The following is a 22,001-nucleotide window of genomic DNA, read 5'->3' on the forward strand; positions in this document are numbered from 1 at the left end:
GGACGTTCCCATCCGACCCGCAAGGAGGCCCCGATGACATCAGCGCCCCGCACCACCGGGCAACTGCCCGACGCTCCGGCCGACCGCACGCTGCCGCGGCTGCTGGCCCGCAACGCCCATGAGTACCCCGGACTCCCCGGCCTCTCCTGGCAGCCGGCGGACGGGGACGGCGACTGGACGACACTCACCTGGGCGGAGATCCACGAGCACACCGAGCGCCTGGCCGCCGGATTCGCGGCGCTCGGCGTCGGCCGCGGCGACCATGTGCTGATGATGATGGCCAACCGGCCCGAACACTGGCTGTCCGACCTGGCCCTCGTCCGCCTCGGCGCCGTCCCGGTCAGCGTCTACGGCACCGCGGCCCCCGAGCAGATCACCCACATCGCCCGCAACTGCCGAGCCCGGGTCGCCGTGGTGGAGGGGACGGCGCAGGTGGAGGTGTGGGAGCCGCTCCTGGCCGACGCCGACACTCCGCTGGCCCGGCTGGTGGTGGCCGAGGCGGGCGCCGAGCGCGACCACCTCCCGTACGCCGCCCTGCTCCGGGAGCCGGCGCCTGAGCGGTTCGCCAAGGAACTGGACGCCGCGAGCCCCGAGGACCCGCTGACCGTCGTCTACACCTCCGGCACCACCGGGGAACCCAAAGGCGTCGTTCTCACCCACCGCCAGGTAATGGCCAACGCCCTTGCGCTGGACGCCGTGGTGGAACTGCCGCCGCACGTCGAGCACATCTGCTACCTGCCGTTCGCCCACATCGCCGAACGGATGCTGGGCATCTACCTGCCCTGCCACCGCGCCTCGCACGTCTACCTCTGCGCCGACCCCACCGGCGTGGGCACGGTCGTGCGCAAGGTGCGTCCCGCGCAGTTCTTCGGCGTGCCGCGGATCTGGGAGAAGCTGTGCGCCGCCGTGCGGGCCGTCCTCTCCCTGATGCCGGCCGAGCAGCGGGAGGTCATCGACGCGGCGTCCGCGGTGGCCCGCGAGCACGTCGGCTACCGCGAGCGGGGGGAGACACCGCCCGCCGAACTGGAGGAGCGCTACGCCCGTGCCCGCGAGGAGGTCCTGCTGCCGCTGCTGGCCGCGGGCGGACTGGACCGGGTGACCTGGGCGGCCAGCGCGTCGGCGCCGATGCCGGTCGACGTGGTGGACTTCTGGGCCGGGTTCGGCATCGTGATCATGGATGCCTGGGGGCTGACCGAGACCACCGGTGTGGCCACCACCAACAGCCCGCGAGCCGGCTTCCGGATCGGCTCGGTGGGGCGCCCCGTGGAGTCCGTGGAGGTCCGGCTCGCCACGGACGGCGAGATCGAGGTGCGCGGCGAGTCGGTCTTCTCCGGCTACCTCCAGCCGGACGGATCGGTGCGGTCGGCCCTGGACGCCGACGGCTGGCTGGCCACCGGCGACATCGGCCGGACGGACGAGGACGGCTATCTCTGGCTCACCGACCGGAAGAAGGAGATGATCATCACCTCGACCGGCAAGAACGTCTCGCCGGCCCTGGTGGAGAACGCGCTCAAACAGCATCCGCTGATCGGCCAGGCACTGGTGCACGGCGACCGGCGCTCCTACCTCGTCGCCCTGCTGGTGCTCGACGCGGAGGCCGCCCCCGCCTGGGCCGCGGCCCAGGGCGTCGAGGCGGACGGCACGGTCGCCGGGCTGGTGCGGCACCCGGCCGTCCGGGCCGAGGTGGAGCGCGCGGTGGCCGCCGCCAACTCCCGGCTCAACCACACCGAGCAGGTGAAGCGGTACGAACTGCTGTCCGAGGAGTGGGGCCCGGCGACCGGCGAACTGACGCCCTCGCTGAAGATGCGGCGCCGGGTCATCGGGGACAAGTACGCCGACGCGCTGGCCGGGCTCTACCGGGACTGAGCCGGGCCCGCGCTACGCACGCGGGGAAGCGGCCGCCCCCCTGTACGGGAGGGGCGGCCGACTCGCGTGGGCCGGCTCAGAGGCCGTAGGTCTTGCCGATGACGTCACGCTGGATCTCGCTGGTCCCGCCGTAGACCGTGGAGACGACCGCGGCCCGCAGGTGGCGCTCCATGTCGAACTCGGTGGTGTAGCCGTAGCCGCCCATCATCTGCATGCCCTCCAGGGCGGCCCGCTTGGCGATCTCGGTGGCCTTCAGCTTGGCCATGGACGCCTCCCGCGGGAACAGCTTGTCCGGCTGCGCGTCGCAGTCCAGAGCGACCTCGCGCACCAGCAGCCGGGTGCACTCGATCTCGGTGGCGAGGTCGGCCACCCGGTGCCGCAGTGCCTGGAAGGAGCCGACGGGCCGCCCGAACTGCTCACGTTCGCGGACGTAGGCCAGGACGTCGTCGAAGACCCGGCGCGCCAGACCCAGCATGTTCGAGGCCAGGAAGAGCCGCTCGTAGTTCAGTCCGGCCATCAACTGCCGCCAGCCGTCGTTCACTTGGCCCACCACCGCGTCGGCGGGCAGCCGGACGCCGGTGAGGAACACGTCGTTCACCTCCCGGCCGCCCATGGTCTCGATGCCCCGCACCTCCACGCCCGGGGCGTCCGCGGGCAGGTGGAACATGGTCAGCCCGCCGTGCTTGTCCTCGCCGGTGCGGGCCACCAGCAGAATGCTCTTCGCGCAGTGCGCGTTGGAGATCCACGTCTTCTGCCCCTCGATCACCCAGCCGCCGTCCGCCGCCCGCGTGGCACGGCAGCGCAGCGCGCCGACGTCCGAACCGGCCTCCGGCTCCGACATGGCGATCGACAGGACGTCGCCGCCCACGGCGCCCGGCAGCACCTCGTGCCGCTGCCGTTCGGAGCCGAACCGCTCGTACGCCTTCGCGGCGATGACGGTGGTGATGAACCCGCCTGCCGGGACCATTCCGTAGGAGGTCTCCTCCAGGAACAGGCAGGCGTCGGCCAGCCCGCCGCCGGCGCCCCCGTACTCCTCGGGCAGGCACACCCCGAGCCAGCCCAGATCGGCGAGCCTGCCGTACAGCCCGGGATGGTGCGCCTCGCGACCGCCCGCGGTCAGCGCGTCCCGCTGCTCCCGGGTGCCGCACTCGCGCTTGGCGAAATCTCTGACGGCCGCGACGAACGCGGACTGCTCTGCGGTGAGGCGACTGCCCATCTGGTCCTCCAGAGGTCGTGTTACAAAGTATTGGTAGTTGTTTCTTGTCTTCTCGGGACGGGGTACCGGATTCGTGAGCACGGTCCTGAAGACCGAGACGGACGACCCGACGGCGCGGCGCATCCTCGACGCCGCGCTGGAGCAGTTCACCGTCTTCGGCCTGCGCCGTTCCTCCGTGGACGACGTCGCCAAACGGGCCGGTGTCTCCCGGGTCACCGTCTACCGGCGCTTCCAGAACAAGGACAAGCTGGTCGAGCAGACCCTGCTGCGGGAGAACAGCCGGTTCTTCCAGCGGCTGGACTCGGCGGTGGCGTCGCTGCCGACCATGGAGGAACGGGTCGTCGAGGGGTTCGTGGTCGCGTTGCGCCACACCCGCGCACATCCGCTCTTCGGCGGCCTGCTGCGCCTGGAACCCGAGGTGGTGCTGCCCTACCTGACCGTGCACGGAGGCTCCTCGCTCTCCGCCACCGTCGAGTACCTGACGGGTCATCTGCGCCGTGCGCAGCAGGACGAGGGCCGCCGCGACGAGGATCCGCGGCCGGTCGCCGAGCTCATGGTGCGGGTGGCCGTCTCCTTCCTGCTCAACCCGGCCAGCTGCATCGAGATGGAGGACGAGGACCAGGCCCGGGCCTTCGCCCGCCGCTACCTGGCCCCCCTGCTGAACGCCTGACCGGCCGGTGGACGCCTGACCGGCCGGCGGGCCCGCACGGCGGTTCAGTGCCTCAGGTGCAGTGTCCGGGCCAGCCGTACCGCGCGTTCCCGGGCGGCGGCCGGTACCTCGAAGGAGGTCAGCGCGATCGGCGGGGTGAACCGCTGCACGGTCGTCGACTGTACGGAGGTGAAGGCCCGCAGTCCCTCCTCGCCGTGTATCCGCCCGAAGCCGGAGTCCTGCGAACCGCCGAACGGCAGTGCCGGCACGGCCGCGAAGCCCAGCACCGAGTTCACCGACACCGCCCCCGCGCGCAGCCGCGCCGCGATCGCGGCCCCGGCACGCCGGTTCCGGCAGAAGACCGCGGCCCCCAGGGCGTACCGGGAGTCGTTGGCGCGGGCCACCGCCTCGTCCACGTCGGCCACCGCGTTGATCGCGACCACCGGCCCGAACGTCTCCTCCGTCATGGCCGCCGAGTCCTCCGGGACATCGGTGAGGACGACGGGCGCGACGTACGGCGCCCGGACGGACTCCGGCCCGCCCAGCAGGGCCCGCGCGCCCGACGACACCGCCGCGGCCACATGCCGCTCGACGGTCCCGATCTGGCCCGGCAGGGTCATCGGACCGTAGGCCGCGTCGCTCCCGGCGCCCGGGCGCAGCTCACCGGCGCGCCTCACCACCCGTTCGCACAGCGCCGCGTGGACCTCGCGCACGGCGTAGACGCGTTCCACACCCGCACAGGTCTGTCCGGCGTTGCTCAGCGCGCCCCATACGATCGCGTCGGCGGCGGCGTCCAGGTCCGCGTCCGCGGTGACGATCACGGCGTCCTTCCCACCGCACTCGGCGAGGAACGGCGTCAGCGTCTCGGCGCACACCGCCATCACCTTGCGCGCCGTCCCGGGCGATCCGGTGAACGCCAGCTTGTCGACCCCGGAGCGGGCCAGCGCGTCCCCGGTGGCCGCGGCGCCGGTGACGGTGGTGAGCAGCCCCGCGTGTGCGGGCACGGCCGCGTCGAACAGCTCGGCGAGCAGGACGCCGGTGCCCGGGGTCAGCTCGGACGGCTTGAGGATCACGGCGTTCCCGGCCGCCAGGGCGTATCCGACGGACCCCATCGGGGTGTAGCAGGGGTAGTTCCACGGGCCGATCACGCCCACCACACCCAGCGGCCGGTGCACCAGCGAGGCCCGCTGGTGGACGGTGAACAGCCCGGTGCGCACCCGCCGTCGGCGCAGCACGCGGTCGGCGTTGCGCGCGGCCCAGGCCAGGTGCACCAGCGTGAGGACGACCTCCAGCGCGGCGTCTCCGGCCGGCTTGCCGGTCTCCTCGGAGATGGTCCGGGCGACGGTGTGCAGATCGGCGGCGAGGGCCCGCTTCCAGCGCAGCAGATGGTCACGGCGCCGGCCCGCGGGCAACGCGGCCCACTGAGCCTGGACCGTCCGGCTACGGGCCACGGCACGGGCGATCTGCTCGGGACCGTCCACCGGGTGCTCGGCGAGTGGCTCGCCGGTCGCCGGGGAACGGGTGGTGAACGTCGCGGTACGCGGTGCGGCGTCCGGGGCGGTGTCGGTCATCGGGTCCCCTGCGAGTCGAAGATACAAAAACTATTTACTTGTTTCATGGGTGCGTCAAGACTCCGGTCGCGCTCCGGTCGCGCTCCGGCCGCGAGGGAAGGGGTCGTGCGCCGCGGCGGCTCTTCGCGTCCGCCCGGGGGTACGCCACGACCGCCGTCACACACGGTGACCGATTCTGATCGGGTCCGACCGGGCCTTGCTGCTTCTGGAGCGGAAGCTTCACCGTGTTATCGGGCTGTCGTACGAAGGCTCATACCAGAGCGGGACGTTGTCCGAGGGACTTTGGCAACTGCCCATCGCGCAGGATGCGTAGACGACTACTGTCAGTGTCCGTTGGGCGACGCGGGACCGGTTCAGAAACGCCGGGCCGTTCGGCCGACACCGCGATGACGCGTGCCCGCGTGGCGTCACGCGTCCGCGTGGCATCCGCCACCACGCGCGAGCACCAGGGCCCGATCCGGGCCCGACGGACCAACGGACCAGTACGAGGACCCCGATGTCTCACCTCCGCGCCCCGGCCGCGCGAGCAGACCGCCGCGAGGGCGGGCGGCACGGCCGGCCGGCCTCCCGGACCGCCCCCGCGCTGCCCGAGACCCACATACGGCCCCAACTCCTGCGTCTCGCCGTGCTGCCGCCCGTCGCGGTCGCCCTCAGCGCCTGCGCGGTCGTCCTGTTCACCGTCCGCTCCACCGGCGCGCGGCCCGGCCTCGTCCTGTGGGCCGTACTCGCCGGCGCGGTCTCCGTCACCGTCGCGGCGGTCGTCATCGCCGCCGTCGCCGCCGACCGCGCCGCGCGCTCCGTGCACGACCGCGTCGGCGCACTGCGGCGCAGCACCGCGCGTGGAGAGGGCGATCTGCGTGCCGTGGTCGAGGCCTTGCGCCGCGGCGAGAACCCGGCTCCGCGCAAGCCGCGCGGCGGACCGCCGGACGACGCCGACGACTTCGAACTGCTCGCCGCCGACCTGTCCCGCGCCCACGACGGTGCCGTCACCGCCGTCGTCCGGGCCGCCCAGCTCTCCAGCCAGGCGGGCAGCGAACAGAAACTGGAGGTCTTCGTCAACCTCGCCCGGCGCCTGCAGTCGCTGGTGCACCGGGAGATCTCCATCCTGGACGAGCTGGAGAACGAGATCGAGGACCCCGACCTCCTCAAGGGCCTCTTCCACGTCGACCACCTCGCCACCCGCATCCGCCGCCACGCGGAGAACCTCGCGGTGCTCGGCGGCGCCGTCTCCCGCCGCCAGTGGAGCAACCCCGTCGACATGACCGAGGTGCTCCGCTCGGCCATCGCCGAGGTCGAGCAGTACTCGCGGGTCCGCCTGGTACCGCCGATCGACGGCACCCTGCGCGGCCACGCCGTAGCGGACGTCATCCACCTGCTGGCCGAACTCGTCGAGAACGCCACCTTGTTCTCCGCCCCGCAGACCCAGGTGCTGATGCGCGCCAACCTCGTCACCGCGGGCCTCGCCGTAGAGGTCGAGGACCGCGGACTCGGCATGCCCGTCGGCGAGCAGAGCCGGATGAACGCCCTGCTCGCCGACCCCGACCAGGTCAACGTCGCCCGTCTGCTGGCGGACGGCCGCATCGGGCTGTACGTCGTCTCCCAGCTCGCCAAGCGACACGGCATCACCGTCCGCCTGCAGACCAACATCTACGGCGGTGTCCAGGCCGTACTGGTCGTCCCGCAGGCCCTGTTGGGTGCGGAGCCGGGTGCACTCCCCGAAGGCGTGACGGGGGCGGCGGAGGTCACCGCGACCGAGCCGGTGCCCGTACCGCCGTCCGGACAGCAGCCGAGGCCCACGGCCACGGCGGTGCCGACGGCCCCCGCCGCGCAGGTTCCCGTGGTGCCGACTCCCGCGCCGGCTCCTGCCTCCGTAAGTCCCGCCTCCGTGCCTCCCGCCTCCGTAAGTCCCGCCTCCGTGACTCCCGCCTCCGTGCCTCCCGCCTCCGCGGCGCCCGCGCCGGTCGTGGTCCGCAGGGCCGACAGCGGCGTACCCGCGCCGCTGCCCGTGCGCGGCACCCACCGGGACCGGCCCACCCCGGCCGCCGCCGTGCCCGGCGTGCGGCCCGAGGACCGGGGCGTTCTCGCCGAGCACGCGACCGCCCCGCCCGTCCCGCGCCACAGCGCGGTGCGCGGCACCATGGGCAAGCCCCAACTGCCCCGCCGCCGCGCCCAGGAGCACATCGTCCCCCAGCTGCGCGGCGGCCCCGCGCCGCGCCAGGAGCCCGAGCAGTACGCCGGCCACGACCCAGGGCTGATGGCGGCCTTCCAACGCGGCATCGGCCTCGCGGAGGCCCAGCAGCACAGGGAGTCAACCCATGTGGAGCCGACCCATGTGGAACCGACCCATGTCAGCCAGGCCAACACAGCACCGGCCAACACAGCGCCGGTCGACACCGAGCCGGCCCACATGGCGCCGGCCCGTATGGGGGAACCGCACATGGAACCGCCCCCCAGGGATCCGTCCGGATGACCACCCCCGCGACCACTCCCACCCTCGCCTTCTCCACCCCCACCACCACGACCAGCGCTCCCGCAGATCTTCGTACCCCAAGGAGTCGATCCACCATGGCGAGCGACGCGCCGACCGGCCATGTATCCGACCTCGACTGGCTGATGAGCGGCCTCGTGCAGCGCGTGCCGCACACGTCCAGCGCGGTGCTCCTGTCCTGCGACGGACTGGTGAAGTCCGTCCACGGCCTCGACGCCGACAGCGCCGACCACATGGCGGCCCTGGCCTCCGGCCTCTACTCGCTCGGCCGCAGCGCCGGTGTCCGTTTCGGCGACGGCGGCGACGTACGGCAGGTCGTCGTCGAGCTCGACTCGACCCTGCTGTTCGTCACCACCGCCGGATCCGGCACCTGCCTCGCCGTGCTGGCCGGCCGCGAGGCCGACGCGGCCGTGCTCGGCTACGAGATGGCGATGCTGGTCAAGAGCGTCCGCCCCTACCTGGTCACCGCGCCCCGGCAGCACGCCGTCGAACCCCCGGCGATGAGGCCTTGAGGGTGGCCGCGGCCGGCGACGGGCCCTGGCTCGACGACGCGGCCGGACGGCTGGTGCGCCCTTTCACCGTGAGCAACGGCCGTACCCGGCCCACCGTCGCGCTCGACCTGATGTCCCAGGTGATGGCCACGGGGGCGACCCCCCTCGGCTACCTCGGTCCCGAGCACGCGCAGGCACTCGACCTGTGCCGGGCGCCCCTCCCGGTCGCCGAGCTCGCCGGACGTCTGAGGCTCCCGGTGGCAGTCACCAAGGTGCTGCTGTCGGACCTCGTGGACTGCGGCGCGCTGACCACCAAACCCCCCGCCTCGTTCCACCACGACCCCACGGACCGGGCCCTTCTGGAGGCAGTGCTCGATGGACTACGACGACAGCTCTGACTACGGCCACGGCCCCGTCCCGGGACCCGGCCACGACACCACCACCGACCCCTTCCCCACCGCGCTCAAGATCCTCGTGGCGGGCGGGTTCGGAGTGGGCAAGACGACCTTCGTCGGCGCGGTCAGCGAGATCGCACCGCTGAGCACGGAGGAACTGCTCACCACCGTCAGCGCGGCGACCGACAACCTCGACGGAATCGAGAACAAACTCGAGACAACCGTGGCCATGGACTTCGGCCGCCTCACCCTCGACCCGCAGCATGTGCTCTATCTGTTCGGAACGCCCGGCCAGGAACGGTTCTGGTTCATGTGGGACGAGCTGTGCGAGGGCGCGCTCGGCGCCGTGATCATCGCCGACACCCGCCGCCTCGAGGAGTCCTTCGCCGCCGTCGACTTCTTCGAGGAGCGCGGACTCGGCTTCGTCGTCGCGATCAACGAGTTCGACGGCTCGTACCGCTACGACCCCGAGGAGGTGCGTGCCGCCATGGACCTCCATCCCGAGGTCCCCATCGTGCGCTGCGACGCCCGTATCTCCAGTTCCGGCGTACAGACCCTGCTCACCCTCGTACGCCACCTCATCGCCCACACACCGGCCCCCACGACGGGGTACGGCGCCCACCGGTGATGCCAGGGCATGCCCAGGTGATCCCCGCCCACACCGCCACGGAGCCGCACATGACGTACGCCCACAGCGACGGAGCCCGCCCATGAGCTACGACCCGCCGCGCCCGGTCGGACGTCTGCTGCTCACCCCCGAGGACCGGGAGGCCCCCGCCCGGGTGCGACGGCTGCGCCGGCTCGGTCTGGCGCAACGCCCGGACCCGGCCCTCGACGCCTTCGCGGGCCATCTCGCCCGGCTCGCCGAGTCGTCGTACGCGATGGTCAACTTTCTGGTCGAGGGCGGGCAGTTCTTCGCGGGCCTGTGGGTGCCCGAGATCCCGCCGGTGACGCGCGGGGACGGCACCTGCCCGGAGTTCGGCCGCGTCCAGCCCCGGGACCACGGCTTCTGCCCGCACGTGGTGGTCCGGCGCAAGGCGCTGGTCCTGGAGGACGTGCGCGACTATCCGCGCTTCGCCGGCAACCCCGTCGTCGACGAGTTCGGCATCCGCTCCTACCTCGGCGCCCCGCTCATCGACAGTACGGGGACGGTCCTGGGCACGGTGTCCGCGGCCGACGTACGGCCCCGGACCTGGGGGACGGCGGGCCTGACGACGATCAAGTCGGCCGCCGCCGACCTCGTACGGCGCATCGAACGCAGCGCGGAGGACGGCCTGCCCCTGTGAGCCGCGGGCCGGCCTCCGCGGCGGCTTTCCGAGCGGCGTGAAGGAAAGCTGCGGCCGGGCTTAAGAAAGGCTCGATGGACCGGGGACGGTGTCGTACGGCAGATTGCAGTGCGATTCCCCTCCCCTTCCCGGAAGCGGGCTGCTTCGGCATGCCCGGTGCCGGGACCCCTCACCGTCAGGAGCCGTAGCGTTGAAGGCGCTGGTCAAGGAGAAGGCGGAGCCCGGGCTGTGGCTCGCGGACGTCCCCGAGCCCGTCATCGGACCCGGTGACGTCCTCATCAAGGTGCTGCGCACCGGCATCTGCGGCACCGACCTGCACATCCGCGCCTGGGACGGCTGGGCCCAGCAGGCCATCCGCACCCCGCTCGTCGTCGGGCACGAGTTCGTCGGCGAGGTCGTCGACACCGGGCGGGACGTCACCGACATCAAGGCCGGCGACCGGGTCAGCGGTGAAGGACACCTGGTCTGCGGCAAGTGCCGCAACTGCCAGGCCGGACGGCGCCACCTGTGCCGCGCCACGGTCGGCCTCGGCGTCGGCCGGGACGGCGCGTTCGCCGAGTACGTCGCCCTGCCCGCCGCCAACGTCTGGGTGCACCGCGTCCCCGTCGACCTCGACGTCGCCGCGATCTTCGACCCGTTCGGCAACGCCGTGCACACCGCTCTGTCCTTCCCGCTGGTCGGCGAGGACGTCCTCATCACCGGCGCCGGACCGATCGGCCTGATGGCCGCCGCCGTGGCCCGGCACGCCGGTGCGCGCAACGTCGTGATCACCGACGTGAGCGAGGAGCGTCTGGACCTGGCGCTCAAGGTCGGCGTGAGCCTCGCCCTCAACGTGTCGAAGTCGACCATCGCCGACGGGCAGCGCGAGCTGGGCCTGCGCGAGGGCTTCGACATCGGGCTGGAGATGTCCGGCCGCCCCGAGGCCATGCGCGACATGATCGCCAACATGACGCACGGCGGCCGGATCGCGATGCTCGGCCTGCCCGCCGAGGAGTTCCCGGTCGACTGGGCCCGGATCGTCACCTCGATGATCACGGTGAAGGGCATCTACGGCCGCGAGATGTTCGAGACCTGGTACGCCATGTCGGTGCTGCTGGAAGGCGGCCTCGACCTCGCCCCCGTGATCACCGGCCGCTACTCCCACCACGACTTCGAAGCCGCCTTCGCCGACGCCGCGAGCGGCAAGGGCGGCAAGGTCATCCTCGACTGGACCGCGTAAGTCATCCGTCTCTTCCAGGAGCTTCTGACATGTTCGACTCCGTGCGCGACGACCTGCGCGCCACCCTCGACGAGATCCGCGCCGCCGGCCTGCACAAGCCCGAGCGCGTGATCGGCACCCCGCAGTCCGCGACCGTGAGCGTCACCGCCGGCGGCCGCCCCGGCGAGGTCCTCAACTTCTGCGCCAACAACTACCTCGGCCTCGCCGACCACCCCGAGGTCGTCGCCGCCGCCCACGAGGCGCTGGACCGCTGGGGCTACGGCATGGCCTCCGTCCGCTTCATCTGCGGCACCCAGGAGGTCCACAAGGAACTGGAGGCCCGGCTCTCCGCGTTCCTCGGCCAGGAGGACACGATCCTCTACTCCTCCTGCTTCGACGCCAACGGCGGCGTCTTCGAGACCCTCCTCGGCCCCGAGGACGCGGTGATCTCCGACGCCCTCAACCACGCCTCGATCATCGACGGCATCCGGCTCAGCAAGGCCCGGCGCTTCCGCTACGCCAACCGCGACCTGGCAGACCTGGAGGCACAGCTCAAGGCCGCCGGCGACGCCCGCCGCAAGCTGATCGTCACCGACGGCGTCTTCTCCATGGACGGCTACGTGGCCCCGCTCGCCGAGATCTGCGACCTCGCCGACCGCTACGACGCCATGGTCATGGTCGACGACTCGCACGCCGTCGGCTTCGTCGGCCCCGGCGGACGCGGCACCCCCGAGCTGCACGGTGTCATGGACCGCGTCGACATCATCACCGGCACCCTCGGCAAGGCGCTGGGCGGCGCCTCCGGCGGCTACGTCGCCGCCCGCGCCGAGATCGTCACCCTGCTGCGCCAGCGCTCGAGGCCGTACCTTTTCTCCAACACCCTCGCCCCGGTGATCGCCGCCGCCTCCCTCAAGGTCCTCGACCTGCTGGAGTCGGCCGACGACCTGCGTGTGAGGCTCGCCGAGAACACCGCCCTGTTCCGCCGCCGGATGACCGAGGAGGGCTTCGACATCCTCCCCGGCGACCACGCCATCGCGCCGGTGATGATCGGCGACGCGTCGAGGGCGGGCCGTCTGGCCGAGCTGCTGCTGGAGCGCGGGGTGTACGTGATCGGCTTCTCCTACCCGGTCGTGCCGCAGGGCCAGGCCCGCATCCGCGTCCAGTTGTCCGCCGCACACTCGACCGAGGACGTGAACCGCGCAGTGGACGCGTTCGTGGCGGCGCGCGCGGAGCTGGACGCCTGACACGGGCCTGACCTGCGGCCACGGCGGCGGGTGAGAGAATCGATGCCGTGATCGAAGCGCGGCGGCTGCACATCCTCCGAGCGGTGGCGGACCACCGCACCGTGACGGCGGCTGCCGCCGCGCTGTACCTCACTCCGTCGGCGGTCTCCCAGCAGCTGGCCGCCCTGGAGCAGGAGACCGGCCACCGCCTGGTCGAGCGTGGCGCGAAGGGCGTACGGCTGACCCCGGCCGGCGAGATCCTGCTCAGCCACACCAATGTCGTCCTCGCCCAGCTGGAGCGCGCGGAGGCGGAACTCGCCGCGTACAGCTCGGGCGCGGCCGGCACCGTCACGGTCGCCTCCTTCGCGACCGGTATCGCCCTGGTCGTCGCGCCCGCGCTGGCCCGCCTCGCCGAGTCGGCGCCCGGCATCCGCATCCGCGTCCAGGACGCCGAGGGCGACGCCAGCCTGCCGATGGTGCTGGACCGGCAGGTCGACGTGGCCGTCGCCGTCGAGTACCGGGGGGCGCCGCCCGCCGACGACCCGCGTCTGACCCACGTCCCGCTGTACGCCGAGCCCTTCGACGCGGTCGTCCCGGTCTCCCACCGCCTCGCCGACGCCGACGAGGTGCCCCTCGCGGAGCTGGCCAAGGACCCGTGGATCGGCCCCTACCCGGGCAACCCGTGCCACGACGTGGTGGTCCTGGCCTGCGAGCACGCCGGCTTCCAGCCCCGCCTGGAACATTCCTCGGACGACTTCCGCGCGGTGGTGTCCCTCGCCGCGGCGGACACCGGCGTGGCGCTCGTCCCGCGTTCGGCGCTGCTCGGCACGGACCTCACGGGCGTGGTCGTCCGTCCGGTCGACGGGGTCGCGCCCACCCGCCGCGTCTTCGCGGCCGTACGCCGGGGCACCGAGGAGCACCCGCTGATCCGCCCGGTGCTGGACGCGCTCGCCGACGCGGCCCGGGCGTGAGACTTCCGTAACCCGGCTGTCTCATATCCGGGATAGCGTCCCGGATATGAGAGACACGGATGACGCTCCCGATCCCGTGGACGCCCGGCTCGCCGCCCGGCTGACCGAACTGCGGGCGGAACACGGCTGGTCGCTGGGGGAGCTGGCGGAACGCACCGGGGTGAGCCGCTCCACGCTGTCCCGCGCCGAGCGGGCGGAGACCAGCCCCACCGCCTCCCTCCTGAACCGCCTGTGCGCGGTCTACGGGAGGACCATGTCCCGGCTGCTCAGCGAGGTCGAGGCGGAACCGGCGCTGCTGGTACGCGCCGCCGAGCAGCGGTTGTGGGAGGACCGGTCCGCCGGGTTCGTACGCCGCTCGGTGTCCCCGCCGCACGCCGGACTGCGCGGCGAACTCGTCGAGGGACGGCTCACCGCCGGCGCCGACATCGCCTACGACCGGCCTCCCGTACCCGGCCTGGAGCAGCACATCTGGGTCCTGGAAGGGGCCCTGGAGGTGACGGCACAGGACGTCGCGCACCGTCTCGGCACCGGGGACTGCCTGCGGATGCGGGTGTGGGGGCCCACGAGGTTTCGCTGCGCCGGGCCCGAGGACGCGCGTTACGCGCTGGCGGTGGTGCTGCCGTGATCGTGAGCCGCGTCGACGAGTGCCGGCTGACGGCACTGCTGGAGGAGTTGGCCGACCTGCTGACCGACACCGTCGAGGGCGGCGCGTCGGTCGGCTTCCTCGCGCCGCTCGGCCGAGCGGAGGCCGTCGCCTGGTGGCGGGGGCGGGCCGCCGCCGTGGCGGCCGGGCGGCTCGCCGTGTGGGTGGCGTGCGAGGGGGAGCGGGTGACCGGGACCGTGAGCCTCGCCCTGCCGGACAAGCCCAACAGCCGCCACCGCGCCGAACTGGTCAAACTCATGGTGTCCCGCACGGCCCGCGGCCGCGGCCTGGGCCGCGTGCTCCTGACCACCGCCGAGGAGGCGGCCGTGGCGGCCGGCATCACCCTGCTCCACCTGGACACCGAGACCGGCAGCCCCGCCGAACACCTCTACCGCTCCGCCGGCTGGGCCCGGGCCGGGACGATCCCCGACTACGCGGCGGACCCGGGCGGGGAACTGCGGCCGACGACGCTCTACTTCAAGCAGGTCGGCGCCCCGACCGTAGCCGGGTGATTGTCAGTGGCGGCGGTTACGGTGCCTGACATGCCGGACGCAGAAGACGTACGCCGTATCGCCCTGTCCCTGCCGGACACGACGGAGAAGACCGCCTGGAACATGCCCACGTTCAGGGTCGCGGGAAAGATGTTCGCCACGCTGCCCGAGGACGAGACCTCCATCGCGGTGCGCTGCCCCAAGGAGGAGCGCGACGAACTGGCGCTGGCCGAGCCGGAGAAGTTCTGGATCGCCGGCCACGAGGCCCAGTTCGCGTGGGTGCGGGCCCGCCTCGATGCCCTCGACGGCGAGGACGAGCTGCGTGACATCCTCGCCGACTCCTGGCGTCAGGCGGCACCGCCCCGGCTGCTGGAGGCCCACCCCCGGCTGGGGCTGCCGGCCGGGGGCTGAAAATCCTTCGAGCGTTGTCAGTGCCCCGTGGCATGATCCGGAGTCGTGCGTGGCAGCCGGGGCCGGAGGGGGGCTCCGGCTGCCAAGAACCACGACACGCGAGCACGGGCAGCGGACACGCGAGCACGGGCAGCGGACGCACGGCTCCGTCGGGCCGGGGTTCGCACGGCCGTGGTCGGCGGGAGCGGCAGGGGAGGGGAGCGCGGGATGACCGGGATGTCGTCGCAGCCCACGGGGGAGGGCGAGGGAGTGGCGGGCGCACGGGCGGCACGAGCCGTCTGGTCACGGGACTTCGCGCTGTTCTTCGCCGCGCGGGCCATAGCCCGGCTGGGCGACACCATGCTGCCCGTCGCACTCGCCGCCGGTCTGCTCCAGCACGGGTACGGGGTGGGCGCGGTCGGTCTCGCCATGGCCGCCACGGCAGCCGCGTTCGCCGGTCTGGTGATCTTCGGCGGCGTCCTCGCCGACCGCTTCAGCACCCGCAAGCTGATGATCGGCGCCGACCTGGTGCGCCTCGGCACCCAGGCGCTGGCCGCCGCGCTCTTCTTCTCCGGCCACGTCGTGCTGTGGCAGATCTGCGCGATCGGGTTCGTCAACGGCATCGCGGGCGCCGTCTTCCAGCCCGGCGTCGCCAGCACCGTGCCCCGGCTCGCCTCCGACATCCAGGGCGCCAACGGCGCGATACGCGTCGCCGAGTCCGCCGCCCAGCTCGCGGGCCCCGCCGCGGCCGGGCTCCTGGTCGGCTTCGCCTCACCCGGCGGAGTCTTCGCCGCCCACGCCACCACGTACGCGGCCAGCGCCCTGTGCCTGCTGCTGCTCCGGCTGCCCCCGCTCGCGCCGGGGAGCCGGGCGGTGGCCGGCCGTGGCACGAAGGCCTTCCGCGCCGACCTGGTCGAGGGGTGGCGGGAGTTCCGGTCCCGTCAGTGGCTGTGGGGCGTGATCGCCGTCTGGTGCGTCTACATGATCGCGGTCTGGGGCCCGACCGTCCCGCTGGTCGCCACCGAGGTGGTGCGGGAGCACGGCCCGCGCGCCTACGGCCTGGTCAACTCCGCCCTGGGCGCCGGCACCGTCGTCGGCGGGCTCCTCGCGCTGCGGCTGCGCCCTCGCCGGATGCTGCGCGCGGGTGCGATCGCCCTCGTCGGCTTCGCCGCCTTCCCCGCGAGCGTCGGAGCCGGGCTCGGCCTGCCGGCCATGGCGACCGGCGCCGCCGTCGCCGGGGCCGGGCTGTCCTTCTGGGGCGTGATGTGGGCGACCAGCGTGCAGACCCAGGTCCCGCCGGACGTCCTCAACCGCATCCACGCCTACGACGTGGCGGGCTCGCTCGCGATGATGCCGGTCGGCCAGGCCCTCGCCGGCCCGGCCGCCTCGGCCGTCGGCGCCGACCACGTGCTGCTCGTCGCCGGCGCGACGAGCTGCGCCGTCTGCGCCGCCCTGCTCCTGATACCCGCGGTACGCGGACTGGTGCGGGTCGACGCGGCAGCGGCCGGCCCCGACCGCACCGTGGGCCGGCCCGACCGCACCGTGGGCCGGCCCGACCGCACCGTGGGCCGGCCCGACCGGTCCCGCGCGCAGAAGCGCTGACCGGCGCACCGCGCCCCCCGGAAAGCGGTGCGCGACCACGGGCCCGAGTGCGGTATGGTTTTCCTGCGCGTTCGACCAGGGGAAACCCCAGGTCAGGCGGGCAACGGGACGTGGCGCAGCTTGGTAGCGCACTTGACTGGGGGTCAAGGGGTCGCAGGTTCAAATCCTGTCGTCCCGACTTTACGAAGTCGCAGATGAGGGCCGGTTTCGGAGAAATCCGAAACCGGCCCTTGATCATTTTGTCCCGTGTGCCCGAGGCCGTGGCGGCGCAGGTGCGATGCGGGCGGTACTCGACGAATCCACCACCACGCCGTGTCGGCCATCTGTACTGTGCGATGAACATACGCGCACTGTGGCGCGGTGGGGGGAGGGTGGTCACCGGTGGAGTCCGTGAAGATCGAACTGGCGGACGCGGTCGCGGCCTTGCGCGATGAACTCATGACGGCTTCCGCACGCGGGGCCGGGGCTGATGTCGCGTTCCAGGTGGGGGCGATCGAGATGGAGTTCGCGGTTGAGCTGCGGCACGACGCCAAGGCCAAGGGCGGCTTCAAGGCATGGGTGGTCACCGCCGACGGGGAGGCCAGTGCCGGGCGGACTCGCACGCATCGGATCTCGGTGACGCTCACCCCGCGCCGGGCGGACGGTGAGGACCTCTTGATCCATGGCGACCGCGACCGGCCCGAAGGGCCGGGGGACGTGTCCGGGCGCGTCCGGAACTGACAGCACTGCCCGGACGGACGGACACGGGGGATTCGGGGGCAGGACGTGGACGACGGACGTGTGGTGGGGGTGGGCGGGCCGCGAGGCCCTGGGTCGGGCTTCGTGATCAGCCGCAGCCTTGTGCTGACCTCGGCCCACGTCGTGCCGGAAGTGGGCGGGGAGGTGACCTTCTTCCACCCCGGGGAGGAGGAGCGGTACACCGCCACGGTCGTCTGGCGCGGCACACCGAAGGGCAGGGACGACGCGGCTCTGCTCCGGGCCGAGAACGCCTACCGAGGACCGGGCGGGGCCGCGCTGTCCTGGAAACCGGTCCGCTGGGGCGGGCTGGTCACGCACCGACTCGTCGAGTGCCAGACCGTGGGACTGCCGAACGTCGTCCAGCGCGAGCGGCAGGCGGCCGACCTGTACCGCGTGACAGGCACGGTGAACCGCACGGACCGCTCCGTCAACAACCGCCACCTGTTGCGCATCGACGGTGGCGGCACTCCGGACCGTACGCGCTCCCCCTGGGGCGGCCTGTCCGGAGCCGCGGTCTTCTGCGATGACGTACTCGTCGGTGTCGTGGCCGTCGACTTCGCCGGATTCGGGCACACCCGTCTGGAGGTCTCACCCGCTTACGTCCTGCTGAATGACCCGGCGTTCCAGGATGTTCTGGCCGAGGACCAGCTGCCGACACGGATGGAGCCGGCGGAGTGGCAGCGGCTGTACGACCCGCCGGCGCCGCCGCTCCCCGGCGGTCTGCTCACCTCCCCCGCAGCACTGCTGGACGCCCACAGGGCGGTGGTGCCCTTCCGCGGCCGGGCCCGTCTGCTGCGCGAACTGGGCAGCTGGTGCGATCAACCCGGTCTCGGGGTGCGCCTGGTACACGCGCCCGGAGGTCAGGGCAAGACGCGACTGGCTCTGGAGTTGGCCGATCGGCTGGAAGCGGAACGCTGGACTGTCGTGTGGCCCACCGACCATGCCGACGACGCCGCCGTGCGGGAGCTGGCGGACGCGGCCGTGCCTCTCCTGGTGATCCTGGACCACGCCGAGACCCGCCTCGGCCGGCTCACCGATCTGCTGCGGGCCCTCGCCGCACACCGAGGAAGCACACCGTTCAAAATGCTCCTGCTCGCCCGTACGCGCGGAGACTGGTGGAACGCCGCCCGTCGCGCGCATCCGCCGGTCCAGAACGTGGTCGACGCGGCGCCCGTGACCGCCCTGCCCCCGCTGCAGCCGCACGACATCGACATCCGGAAGGCATACTGCCAGGCGGTGGACAGCCTCTCCCGCGCCCTGCACGGAGTGGACGGCCGCCAGGACGACGACTGGTCCACCATCGCCAGAGATCTGAAGAAGTCCTGCCGGGAGCGCCTCCGTTCTGCCGAGGACCTGCGGGGGGCGCTCACCCTGCATATGACGGCGCTCGTCGATCTGCTGGATGCCGCGAGGCCGGATCCGGCCCATGACGTCGGCGCCCCCGGCCCAGTGCTGGACGAGCGGCTGCTGGATCACGAAATCGCCTACTGGGAGAGCGCCGCCGATCGCTCCGGGACGGGGCTGAGACGGGAGGACCTCCCGCAGCCGCTGGCCGCGGCGTTCCTGTGCGGTGCGGACGACCGCCGGCAGGCGGACTCCCTGCTGCGTGGGACACCGGTGCTGTCCGACCTCGGCACCAGGCACCGTTACGCGGTCAGGGACTGGATCAGCGCTCTCTACCCGCCCCAGGGCGGCGGAGCGTGGGCAGAGCTCCGGCCGGACCGGTTGGCCGAGTACTTCGTCGGTCAGCAGGTGCTCAACGATCCGGGCTTCGTGGACGATCTGCTCGCCGACAGCGGACTGACCGTGAAGCAGACCACTCGTCTGCTCACCGTCTACGCCCGCGCCGCCGCTCACCCCGCCCACCGCGGACTGCTCGACGCCGAGCTCACCGCGTTGTGCGTACGCCGCAAGGACGTCCTGCTCCCGGTGGCCGTGGACGTCGCCACGCGGGTGGAGCGCCCGGAACCGCTCGTGCGCGCCCTGACGGAGCTGGCCGAGCGCGCGGACGCGACTCCTCAGGACCTCACGGACCTCGCCGACCGCCTGCCGCGACCCACCCACAGCCTGGGGCCGCTGGCCGTCCGGGTGACGCGACGGCTCGCGGCCATCCACCGCGAACAGGCCGAGGCGGACCCGGCCCGCCTGGAGGACCTCGCCACGTCGATGCGGCGGCTCACCGGCCGCCTCGGTGACCTGGGACGGCGCGGAGAAGCCCTGGCGGCTGCGGAGGAGAGCAGCGAACTGGCCGCGCGACTCGCCGACAGGGACGGCCGTACCCACCTTCCCCAGTACGCGGCCGGCCTCATCAACGTGTCGGTCATGCTCAGCCGCCTCGGGAAGCGGGAGGAAGCACTCAGCCGCGCCCGCGAAGCGGTGCGCGCGTACGAGCGGCTCACCGAGGGAACGGACGCGGCCCCGTCCGCCGTCCACATGAGCGAACTGTCCCACGCACTCAGCGCCGTCTCCACCGCCGAAGGGGAACTGGGGCACTTCCACGAAGCACTCGAGAACATCGACAAGGCCGTCGGTCTCCGCCGCGACCTGCTGGAGCAGCACGGCGAGACCTACAAGCCCGCCCTCGCCGACGCGCTGAACAACCAGGCCATCTGGTTGAAGGACGCGGGACGCCCCGAGAAGGCCGTGCGCAGGAGCCGAGAGGCCGTGGCGCTGTACAGGGGGCCGGCCGAAGAGCGCCCGGACGCCTTCCGCCCCAGGCTCGCCATGACACTGGGAACACACGCCAACTGCCTCTCGGCCACCGGCCGGTACACCGAGGCCCTCGCGGCGAACGAGGAAGCGGTACGCATCCGCCGCCGTCTGGCCGACGAGAACCCCGACGCCCACCTCGCCGATCTCGCGCTCAGCCTCAACTCCCTGGCGATCAACCTGGACGACGAGGGACAACACGACGACGCTCTTGCGGCGGCAGCCGAGACCGTGGACCTGTACCAGCGACTGGCGGGCAGGGAACCGTCGGTGTACACCCCTGAGCTCGCGGGGAGCCTGAACACATACGCCAACCAGCTCAACACCGCGGGAAGGGCCCGGGAAGCCTGCGAAGCCGCCGGAAAGGCGGTCGACCACTACCGGTCCCTGGCCCGGCGGGAACCGGGTGTCTTCACGGCGGATCTCGCCATGAGCCTGACCACGCTGTCCAGCCAGCAGGACGCCACCGGGCAGCACGAGGAAGCCCTCGCAAGCGCCCGGAAGGCGGTTGCCCTCCACCGTAGGCTGGACGAGTGGCGATCCGACGCCTTCCTCCCGGGCCTGGGGACGAGTCTTGGCAACCTCTCCCTCCGTTGGAAGGCCATGGGCAGGTTCGACAAGGCCCTCATGCTCATCGACGAGGCGATCGGCGTCCAACGTCGCCTCATCGCGGCCGGCCGGACGGGCCCGGCCCACACAGCGCTGGCCATGGCCCTGGTGAACAAGGCCAGTTGCCTCGCCGCCCTGGGGCAGACGGAAGCAGCGGTCCAGCCGGCGACGGAAGCGGTGAAGCTGTTCCGCCGGCACCTTTCGCGGAGCGACCCGGACACCCGCAAGCCGCAGCTCGCCACCGCCTTGTCCCTCCTCGCGTCCCTGCTCACCGTCGCCGGGCACAGAGCCAAGGCGCTGGACAGCTGGGAGGCGCTGGTCAAGGTCCAAAAGACCCTGGCGGCGCGCGACAGCGCGGCCCATGGGCCCCACTACGTCAACGGACTACTCATGGTGGGCACCCTTCGCTCCGCGTCAGGCCGTCACGACGCCGCGGTGGCTGCTCTGAGGCAAGCCGTGGCCACCTGCCGCAAGCTCGCGTACCCCGACCCGGCCCAGCACCGCTCCCAACTGGCCGCGTCCATGGCCGTTCTCGCCGCCGTCATGACCCAGGCGGGACGGCGCCGGGAAGCGCTGCCGACGGCCGAAGAAGCGGTCACGCTGTTGCGCGACCTCCAACAGGACGATCCGGCGCAACGGCCGGTGTTCGCCGACGCGCTGCTTCTCCTCGGTGTACTCAGGCACTGCGTGGGACACGCGGAGGCACGCCATACCCTCCAGCAGGCCGTCGACATGGCACAATCCCTCGCCCCGGACGTCCAAGGCCCCGTCCTCACCCGAGCCCTTCTGGGTCTGGGCACCTGGGCCGGGGAACAAGGGCAGACCGTCGAGGCCGTGTCTCTCCTTACGCAGGCGGTCGCGGTCGCTCGGTCCACCCCTGAGAATCCCGCCCAGAAAGCCGCCCTCGCGTCCGCCCTTTGGAGTCTCGGCCGCTACGCCCCACGGGCCGAGGAGGGCCCTCGTGTGGCGCTCGGGGCGACCTCGGAGGCGGTGGAGATCTGTGACAGCCTGGTGCGGGCGGACGCCACCGCGCACGAACCCCTTCTCGCCGACGCACTGGCCGTCCACGGCCTTCGCTCGGCCGTAGCGGGACGGTATGCCGAGGCTCTTCGTATCACCACCCAGGCCGTCGACCTCAGCCGCCGCCTGGCCGCCGCGGACCCCACCGCCCACCACGTCCGCCTCGCCGACGCGCTCTGCGCGCATGCCGAGGCCCGGCTCCTGGCGGACGTCCACCACGACGAGGCCCGCGAGACCGTGGCGGAGGCTCTCACCCTCTGGCGCGGCGTCTGTCAGCGCGAACCCGGCCTCGCCGCCCCACGCCTCTCCCATGTACTGGACACCCACACACGGCTACTCGGCGAAGACCGGACCAGCTAGCCAGTCGGCGCGGTAACGGGGCGATGCCTGCCGCCGCGTGGATCTCCTTGGTGGCCAGGGCCTCCCCGCGCCGCGTCTGCACTCG

The 22,001-nt window shown here is 72.6% G+C and carries 18 protein-coding genes and 1 tRNA gene; 17 read left to right on the plus strand and 2 right to left on the minus strand.

The genetic code is table 11. The annotated features are described in order from the left end of the window. Window positions 1-33: 33 nt before the first annotated feature. Entirely contained in the window at window positions 34-1,866 is a 1,833-nt protein-coding gene (locus QC283_RS07390; RefSeq protein ID WP_279560561.1) for an AMP-dependent synthetase/ligase, read from the plus strand. 76 nt (window positions 1,867-1,942) lie between these two features. Here QC283_RS07390 and QC283_RS07395 read toward each other — a convergent pair whose 3' ends face one another. Continuing rightward, entirely contained in the window at window positions 1,943-3,082 is a 1,140-nt protein-coding gene (locus QC283_RS07395) for an acyl-CoA dehydrogenase family protein (protein ID WP_279560562.1), read from the minus strand. Window positions 3,083-3,155: 73 nt separating this feature from the next. Between QC283_RS07395 and QC283_RS07400 the strand changes: the two genes are divergently transcribed. After that, window positions 3,156-3,752 (plus strand): TetR/AcrR family transcriptional regulator, encoded by a 597-nt coding sequence (locus tag QC283_RS07400; protein WP_279560563.1) that lies wholly within the window; start codon window positions 3,156-3,158, stop codon window positions 3,750-3,752. 44 nt (window positions 3,753-3,796) lie between these two features. Here the strand turns inward: QC283_RS07400 and QC283_RS07405 are convergent, their stop codons facing one another. After that, entirely contained in the window at window positions 3,797-5,302 is a 1,506-nt protein-coding gene (locus tag QC283_RS07405) for an aldehyde dehydrogenase family protein (RefSeq protein WP_279560564.1), read from the minus strand. A 496-nt stretch (window positions 5,303-5,798) separates the two neighbouring features. Between QC283_RS07405 and QC283_RS07410 the strand changes: the two genes are divergently transcribed. The 15 genes from QC283_RS07410 (at window position 5,799) to QC283_RS07480 (ending at window position 21,916) form a co-directional block, all read left to right on the plus strand. After that, window positions 5,799-7,772 (plus strand): sensor histidine kinase, encoded by a 1,974-nt coding sequence (locus tag QC283_RS07410; protein ID WP_279560565.1) that lies wholly within the window; start codon window positions 5,799-5,801, stop codon window positions 7,770-7,772. 95 nt (window positions 7,773-7,867) lie between these two features. Continuing rightward, a complete protein-coding gene (locus QC283_RS07415; RefSeq protein WP_279560566.1) occupies window positions 7,868-8,302 on the plus strand; it encodes a roadblock/LC7 domain-containing protein in 435 nt (144 codons plus the stop codon). Between the two features lie 2 nt (window positions 8,303-8,304). Next, window positions 8,305-8,679 carry a DUF742 domain-containing protein gene (locus QC283_RS07420; RefSeq protein WP_279560567.1) on the plus strand — a complete coding sequence of 125 codons (375 nt, stop codon included), beginning with the start codon at window positions 8,305-8,307 and terminating at the stop codon, window positions 8,677-8,679. Next, window positions 8,657-9,304 carry a GTP-binding protein gene (locus tag QC283_RS07425; RefSeq protein ID WP_279560568.1) on the plus strand — a complete coding sequence of 216 codons (648 nt, stop codon included), beginning with the start codon at window positions 8,657-8,659 and terminating at the stop codon, window positions 9,302-9,304. Before QC283_RS07420 ends, QC283_RS07425 begins: the two co-directional genes overlap by 23 nt. 82 nt (window positions 9,305-9,386) lie before the next feature. Further along, window positions 9,387-9,962 carry a GAF domain-containing protein gene (locus QC283_RS07430; protein WP_279560569.1) on the plus strand — a complete coding sequence of 192 codons (576 nt, stop codon included), beginning with the start codon at window positions 9,387-9,389 and terminating at the stop codon, window positions 9,960-9,962. A gap of 190 nt (window positions 9,963-10,152) precedes the next feature. After that, the gene (gene tdh / locus QC283_RS07435) at window positions 10,153-11,181 is read left to right on the plus strand and encodes an L-threonine 3-dehydrogenase (RefSeq protein WP_279560570.1); all 1,029 of its coding nucleotides are present in this window, start codon (window positions 10,153-10,155) and stop codon (window positions 11,179-11,181) included. A 29-nt stretch (window positions 11,182-11,210) separates the two neighbouring features. Beyond that, complete coding sequence (locus QC283_RS07440) at window positions 11,211-12,404, plus strand: glycine C-acetyltransferase (RefSeq protein ID WP_279560571.1); 1,194 nt, start codon at window positions 11,211-11,213, stop codon at window positions 12,402-12,404. 47 nt (window positions 12,405-12,451) lie between these two features. After that, window positions 12,452-13,354 (plus strand): LysR family transcriptional regulator, encoded by a 903-nt coding sequence (locus QC283_RS07445; protein WP_279560572.1) that lies wholly within the window; start codon window positions 12,452-12,454, stop codon window positions 13,352-13,354. A gap of 46 nt (window positions 13,355-13,400) precedes the next feature. Next, window positions 13,401-13,979 (plus strand): helix-turn-helix domain-containing protein, encoded by a 579-nt coding sequence (locus tag QC283_RS07450; RefSeq protein ID WP_279560573.1) that lies wholly within the window; start codon window positions 13,401-13,403, stop codon window positions 13,977-13,979. Then, entirely contained in the window at window positions 13,976-14,509 is a 534-nt protein-coding gene (locus QC283_RS07455) for a GNAT family N-acetyltransferase (protein ID WP_279560574.1), read from the plus strand. Before QC283_RS07450 ends, QC283_RS07455 begins: the two co-directional genes overlap by 4 nt. Before the next feature lie 30 nt (window positions 14,510-14,539). After that, window positions 14,540-14,899: an MmcQ/YjbR family DNA-binding protein gene (locus QC283_RS07460; protein WP_279560575.1), complete on the plus strand. Its 360-nt coding sequence runs from the start codon at window positions 14,540-14,542 to the stop codon at window positions 14,897-14,899. Between the two features lie 207 nt (window positions 14,900-15,106). Next, complete coding sequence (locus QC283_RS07465; RefSeq protein WP_443032566.1) at window positions 15,107-16,480, plus strand: MFS transporter; 1,374 nt, start codon at window positions 15,107-15,109, stop codon at window positions 16,478-16,480. A 104-nt stretch (window positions 16,481-16,584) separates the two neighbouring features. Further along, a tRNA-Pro gene (locus tag QC283_RS07470) sits at window positions 16,585-16,658 on the plus strand. Window positions 16,659-16,870: 212 nt separating this feature from the next. Continuing rightward, window positions 16,871-17,200 carry a trypco2 family protein gene (locus tag QC283_RS07475; protein WP_279560576.1) on the plus strand — a complete coding sequence of 110 codons (330 nt, stop codon included), beginning with the start codon at window positions 16,871-16,873 and terminating at the stop codon, window positions 17,198-17,200. Window positions 17,201-17,302: 102 nt separating this feature from the next. Continuing rightward, on the plus strand, window positions 17,303-21,916 hold the full coding sequence (locus tag QC283_RS07480; RefSeq protein WP_279560577.1) for a tetratricopeptide repeat protein: 4,614 nt from the start codon (window positions 17,303-17,305) through the stop codon (window positions 21,914-21,916). Window positions 21,917-22,001: the final 85 nt, after the last annotated feature.

The organism is Streptomyces sp. DH41 (assembly GCF_029813785.1).
Classification (GTDB): Bacteria; Actinomycetota; Actinomycetes; order Streptomycetales; family Streptomycetaceae; genus Streptomyces.